Source organism: Paenibacillus kobensis NBRC 15729 (genome assembly GCF_004000825.1).
Lineage (GTDB): Bacteria > Bacillota > Bacilli > Paenibacillales > Paenibacillaceae > Paenibacillus_T > Paenibacillus_T kobensis.
Genome location: NZ_BILZ01000112.1, coordinates 1 through 6,102, shown reverse-complemented (window position 1 = coordinate 6,102; position 6,102 = coordinate 1). Strand labels below are relative to the sequence as shown.

Sequence of the window (6,102 nt, the reverse complement as noted above, 5' to 3'; positions counted from 1 at the left end):
GCAGGTGAATAGAACAGAAGAATCTGCGCTATTGGCCAGAAGCGGGTGCGCAGCAGGTGAATAGAGCAGAAGAATCTGCGCTATTGGCCAGAAGCGAGGCGGCCGTTCCTGGCCATAGACGCTACGCCTCGGGCAGCTGGCTCAGCACCCATTCGCACCATTCGAGTTCAGCCTCGAACATTCGTTGTCCTTTGTCGATGAGGATGTAAGCACCGAAGTGAGGGGAATCGATCGTAGGCCGGTCGCTTGGCCAGCCTTCTCGTGCCCTTACCTCGGCTTTTTTCGCTTTCAGAAACTCCAACTTGTTGCGCGAGACCGCCGCTCTCTGCTCGAACAACTTGCGCGCGTCGGCAGAATTAGCGAACTTGTGGAGACAGTATGCTTTGAAAGCAAGCTCGTCTCGAGTAGCCGGATCGCCAGCCGGCAGTGCCAGCCATTCGGCCAGCTTGGCTGAGCCGTTCTCCGTGATGGCATATATTTTCTTATCGGGCTTATCATGCTGAACGACGAGCTCGAAGCTTACGTATCCGGATTGCTCTAAGCTTGCCAGCAGCGGGTAGATCTGACTATGCTTGGCCGGCCAGAAAGGCTGGATATGCTGCGTAAGCTCATAGCCGCTGTAGGTCTTATTCGTGAGCAGACTAAGAATGCCGTAAGCAAGTGTATTCAAGGAAGGCACACCTTTCATAAGTAAACTTTGACATAAGAAATAACCCGTAGTATGATCGAATTTGTCTTGTTGCCATATATGTAAATATAGACATAGACAGATGATAGGAAACGGGAGGCGAAAGCTGTGAGTACGGAAACTAAGAAACCAATACGCGAATTGCCAATATTGGTTGCAATTTTTATCGGATCATTCCTCTGTATATTGGCTTCGACGACGATTAATATCGCGCTGCCCATTTTGCAGGACCATTTTGAAACGACCCTCAGCACGATTCAATGGACGCTGACGGGCTTTATGCTGGCGATGGGAACGAGCGCGCCGCTAGTCGGGTACTTGGGCGAGAAGCTCAGCTATAAACGGTTGTATTTATATTCTCTCGTCGGCTTCACTCTCGCATCTATCTTGTGCGCAGTCGCATGGGACGAATATTCGTTAATCGCTTTCCGCGTGCTTCAAGGCGTGTTCAGCGGTCTGATCATTCCAGCCACGATGTCGATTATATATCAGGTATTCCCAAAAGAGAAACAACCGATGGCTATCGCGCTGTGGGGGCTTGCATCCATGCTAGCACCAGCATTCGGTCCGACGCTCAGCGGATGGATGCTCGAAAATTTTGCTTGGGAATGGCTGTTCATCATGAACATTCCGATCGGGCTTATCGCTATCTACTTTGTCGCCGCGTATATTCCTTATTACCGGCTTAGCGTGCCTAAACGGTTCGACGCGATCGGCTTCATTACGGTCATTGTCAGCAGCGCATCGCTGCTCGTCGCGCTTGGCCAAGGCCATAACTGGGGCTGGGGCTCGACGCGTGTCGTATCGCTGCTCGTCATCGGCGCTATCACCCTTGTCCTGTTTGTCTGGCAAGAGCTTAGAACCGATACGCCGCTTCTTAATCTGCGCGTATTCCGCAACGGACGGTACACAATCAACGTGATCATTACGAACATTCTGACGATCAGCTTGTACTCGGGTACGTTCCTGACGCCAGTATTCCTGCAACGCATTCAGCACGTGTCGGCGATGGATACCGGTCTCATTCTGCTTCCGGCATCGCTTGCAATGGCGCTCGTTATGCCGATCGTCGGCAAGTTGTATACGAAGATCGGCCCGCGCATCCTGATGGCGGTCGGGATTGTGCTCCTCTCGGTCGGAACGCTGACGCTGAGCTGGCTCAGCATTGACGTGCCGCATATGTATATCGTCATTTGGATGACGGTTCGTAACCTTGGTATCGCACTCGTCATGATGCCGGCCAGCAACGCCGGGATGGAGACGATCGATCCGAAATTGTCCGGTCACGCATCTTCGATCATGAACTGGACCCGGAACGTATTCGGTTCGTTCGCGATCGCGATCTTCACGACATTGCTGGCTTCCCGTTCGACTTCGCATGGAACCGATCTGGCTATGGCCGGCGATACGGATAAGGTGCATATTGGCATGATGGCGTTCACGATGAGCGTCAATGACATTTATCTGATTGCGACGTTCGTCGCAGCAGTAGCGCTGCCGCTCACCCTTGGGGTGCGGAACTTGTCCAAGAACAAGCAGAAGCAGTCCGCGGCGAAACAAGCCGATAGTGCTGCAGAAAGCGTGTAATGAGGCATGAATTGCAATGAATGAGCGGGTCGTTTGTCATCGGTCAAGATGGCAGGCGGCCCGCTTTTTTTTATGTATTGAAAGTAACGGAGATTGAACTAGAATGGCATTTAATAGAATATATGCCGTGTGCTAGTTATTGGGGGAATACAGATGGAGATCAAGCTTTTGGATATCGGGGATGCGGAACGATACCGCGAGCTTCGGATACAATCTCTGAGAGAGAATCCGGAAGCCTTTCTGACCACGTTAGAGATTCAACTCGCTAAGACTATCGAGCAAGTAAGGGATAATCTTATTCCGGTGAACGGCAAGTTTACGCTAGGTGCTTTTGAGCTTCATGAACTAGTAGGCATGGTGACTTTCGTAAGAGAGAGCCACCCCAAGACGATGCATAAAGGGAATCTGTTAGCGATGTATGTCTCGCCCGAATACCGCGGTCATGGAATTGGTAAAGCCTTAGTTCAAGAGCTAGTCAGCCGCGCGGCTCAGTTGGACGGCTTAGAGCAGATTAATCTGACCGTGATCGCTAATAATGATGCAGCCAAACGGTTGTACGCCAGTGTCGGATTTGAGGTATATGGCACGGAGCGGAATGCAATGAAAGAGGGCGGCCAGTACTGGGATGATGAATTTATGGTGCTGCGATTAAAATAATGGTTGGCTAAACTGCCCGATATAAACGAACCGTTCGGCCATCGCTGCGATGACGTCGAACGGTTCGTTTTATTATTTGGACTTCTTGCGTCGCCTTTCGATCGCGAAAGCAATAAAGGCGAGGACGAGGACGGAGGACATGACGATCGAAGACACGTCAGCCTCATGATATACAATCGCGTTGTATATAACGTCGGTAAAGTTGATGGCGAATAAGCATATTACTATTACGGTTAAAGTCGATTTCGAACGTTTTTTGTCCATTGCATTTCCCTCCTGATTCTGGATGTTTTATATGTTAATGGACCTATTGTAACGTTTCAATCCTTCCGACCTTAAATTCTATCAAAGTCCATGTCGGCCAATTAGGGTTATCAATCTAGGAAAAAGTTTAAATTTTATGCGATTTTTAATTGTTCATTCCAGAATCTGATCTAAAATGGAATAGAGTGCTAAATGAATGAAGTTGCTTGATAGGTGCAGGCTATCCGGATTGCTAGGCGCATGAGCGGGGTCGCAATTGCGATTGGAAATGCGAATGAATAAATTCCGGATGGCCCCGAATAGTCTGGGTTGTGGAGGTGGGGCATTGGAAGCGCTGTTTATGGCTTGTCTCGTCGGCGGTGTGTTGTACACCGTTGTTGCGGTCATTTTCGGAGATATCATTGGTCAAGCGCTTGACGGAGCACTCGATTTTCTGTCGATCGACGGCCATCCGCTGCTTAATATGAGTGCATTGGCCGGTGCGGTAACCGCATTCGGCGGGGCTGGGCTGCTGCTAGACCGTTATTCAGCGCTTGGGGTTGTGATGGTCGTTCTTCTCGCGCTGCTTGCCGCCGTCATTGCCGGAATTCTCGTGTTCTTCATCTACATACGACCGATGGACAAGAGCGAGAATTCGATCGCGTTCTCTACCGCTTTGCTGGTTGGCATGCTTGCAGAGGTGCTCGTTCCGATTCCGGCGGCGGGCTGTGGAGAAGTGCTGTTGAAGGTCGGCGCAGGCGTAACGAACCAAATTGCTTCCAGCTATGATGGTCAGCCGATCGAAGGCGGTTCCCGAGTGGTCGTCGTTGAAGTGCAGGACGGCACGCTGCTCGTATCGAAGGTGGATATGCCGTTATTGGATGATGAAATGGAGAGGAGAACTTAAACATGCCTGATTATTTGGTTATTCCCGTCATTGTCGTTGCTGTATTGTTCGTACTCGGTCTTGCATTCTGGGCCCGCTACAAGACGGTCAGCCCCGATGAAGCCATGCTTGTCACCGGTTCCTTCTTGGGAGGGCGCAATACGATTTCCGATGAATCCGGCCGCAAGGTCAAAATAATTCGGGGCGGAGGCGCCTTCATTCTGCCGGTGTTCCAGAAGGCGGAGTTTCTGTCGCTGTTGTCTCACAAGCTCGACGTTTCGACGCCGGAAGTATACACGGAGCAAGGTGTTCCTGTTATCGCGGATGGTGTTGCCATTATAAAAATTGGCGGCGCAGTCGAAGACGTCGCGACGGCTGCCGAGCAGTTTCTCGGCAAGCCGACCGAGGCGCTCAAGAGCGAGGCGCAAGAGGTGCTGGAAGGGCATCTGCGCGCGATTCTCGGCACGATGACCGTTGAGGAAGTGTACCGTAACCGCGATAAGTTCGCTCAGGAGGTACAGGGCGTCGCGGCCAAAGATTTGAAGAAGATGGGGCTGCAGATCATTTCGTTCACGATCAAGGATTTGCGCGACAAGCATGGCTATCTGGATGCATTAGGGAAGCCGCGGATTGCCGCTGTTAAGCGGGATGCGGACATTGCTGAGGCCGAGGCGATCCGGGATGCGCGCATCCAGAAGGCGCTGGCGGCGGAAGCGGGCCAGAAGGCGGAGCTTGTTCGGGATACGAACATTGCGGAAGCAGAACGGGATAAGGAGCTGAAGGTCGCTTCCTTCAAGCGCGATCAGGACACGGCGCGTGCAGAGGCTGACCAAGCTTATTCGATACAAGAAGCGCGGGCGAAGCAAAGCGTCGTCGAGGAACAGATGAAGGTAGAGCTTGTGCGCAAGGAACGGGAGATCGATCTTGAAGCGAAGGAAATTTTGCGGCGTGAGAAGCAGTATGACGCCGAAGTGAAGAAGAAAGCGGATGCGGACCGTTATGCAGTCGAGCAAGCGGCGGAAGCGGATAAAGCGAAGCGGTACCGCGAAGCAGATGCGCTGCAGTACCGGATCGAAGCCGAGGCGAAGGCGAACGCCGAGCAGAAGAGGCTCGAGGGTATGGCGATTGCGGACGCGGAACGCGCCAAAGGTACGGCGGAAGCTGAAGTCATTCGGCTGCGCGGCTTGGCAGAAGCAGAAGCGAAGGAGAAGCTGGCGCAGGCGTTCGAGAAGTTCGGCGAAGCGGCTGTGCTTGATATTATCGTAAAAATGCTGCCTGAGCTCGCAGCGAACGTGGCTTCGCCGATTGCCAGCATCGATAAGCTGACGGTTGTCGATACGGGGCACGGAGAAGGCGCAGCGAGGGTCAGCAACTACGTAACGTCGCTTATGGCTACCGCACCGGAGATGCTCAAGAGCGTTTCCGGCATTGACCTCAATTCGCTTGTCCAAGGGCTGACCTCAAGGGCTGCGCTTAACGGGCCGTCTAATGAAGGTACAGTTCCGCCGCCGGCTGCGAGCGGAGGAAGCGGGCCGACAACAGCGGGTTAAACGAACCAAGTCAAGTTGAACAAATTAAAACAAATATTCGTGTAAGTAGCTGCCTTCCGAAACACTTCTCTAGAGTGATTCGGAAGGCGTTTTTGTATTTGTTGATTGCATTCCATGCAATAGAAATTCATCATATGGCTGTTTTTGATGAGTTGGTTGCAGTTTATACAATGGAAAACTGCTCGAGTGGACCGATTGGATGTCTGATGAGCTGTTTGAAGCGAGGCGGTTGTACAAATTGCAACGAAGGCTAGGAATAGGGGGGAAGTTAGGCTTGTTTATTGTACGTTCTGCAACCAACTAAGATTCGAAAGTAGCGTATGGTTAACAAACTTAGGTTTGTGAGAGAACGGGCGGGCGGGCGGACTGCATGCGTGATGCTTCATATAATAAGTAGCTGTTTATCAGACGGGCTAGGTACGCAGGCGAGAATAGGTGCCGTAGGGCACCTAAATCGGCGCCAAGCCAGTGCGCATGCGAGAATAGGTGTC

General features: G+C 51.9%; 6 protein-coding genes. 4 read left to right on the top strand and 2 right to left on the bottom strand.

From position 1 onward, the window contains the following. Window positions 1–121: 121 nt before the first annotated feature. Entirely contained in the window at window positions 122–670 is a 549-nt protein-coding gene (locus PKO01S_RS28075) for a PadR family transcriptional regulator (protein ID WP_164779822.1), read from the bottom strand. 126 nt (window positions 671–796) lie between these two features. Between PKO01S_RS28075 and PKO01S_RS28070 the strand changes: the two genes are divergently transcribed. Both PKO01S_RS28070 and PKO01S_RS28065 read left to right on the top strand, forming a co-directional pair. Beyond that, window positions 797–2,275, top strand: coding sequence for a DHA2 family efflux MFS transporter permease subunit (locus tag PKO01S_RS28070; RefSeq protein WP_127534742.1), 1,479 nt, complete (start codon window positions 797–799; stop codon window positions 2,273–2,275). A gap of 153 nt (window positions 2,276–2,428) precedes the next feature. Next, a complete protein-coding gene (locus tag PKO01S_RS28065; RefSeq protein ID WP_127534741.1) occupies window positions 2,429–2,932 on the top strand; it encodes a GNAT family N-acetyltransferase in 504 nt (167 codons plus the stop codon). 72 nt (window positions 2,933–3,004) lie between these two features. On the opposite strand, the gene PKO01S_RS28060 is transcribed toward PKO01S_RS28065, so the two are convergent. Beyond that, complete coding sequence (locus PKO01S_RS28060) at window positions 3,005–3,196, bottom strand: hypothetical protein (protein ID WP_127534740.1); 192 nt, start codon at window positions 3,194–3,196, stop codon at window positions 3,005–3,007. Between the two features lie 325 nt (window positions 3,197–3,521). On the opposite strand from PKO01S_RS28060, the gene PKO01S_RS28055 reads away from it, so the two are divergent. Further along, window positions 3,522–4,082 (top strand): protease, encoded by a 561-nt coding sequence (locus PKO01S_RS28055; RefSeq protein WP_127534739.1) that lies wholly within the window; start codon window positions 3,522–3,524, stop codon window positions 4,080–4,082. Window positions 4,083–4,084: 2 nt separating this feature from the next. Then, a complete protein-coding gene (locus PKO01S_RS28050) occupies window positions 4,085–5,611 on the top strand; it encodes a flotillin family protein (RefSeq protein ID WP_127534738.1) in 1,527 nt (508 codons plus the stop codon). The last annotated feature ends 491 nt before the right edge of the window (window positions 5,612–6,102 follow it).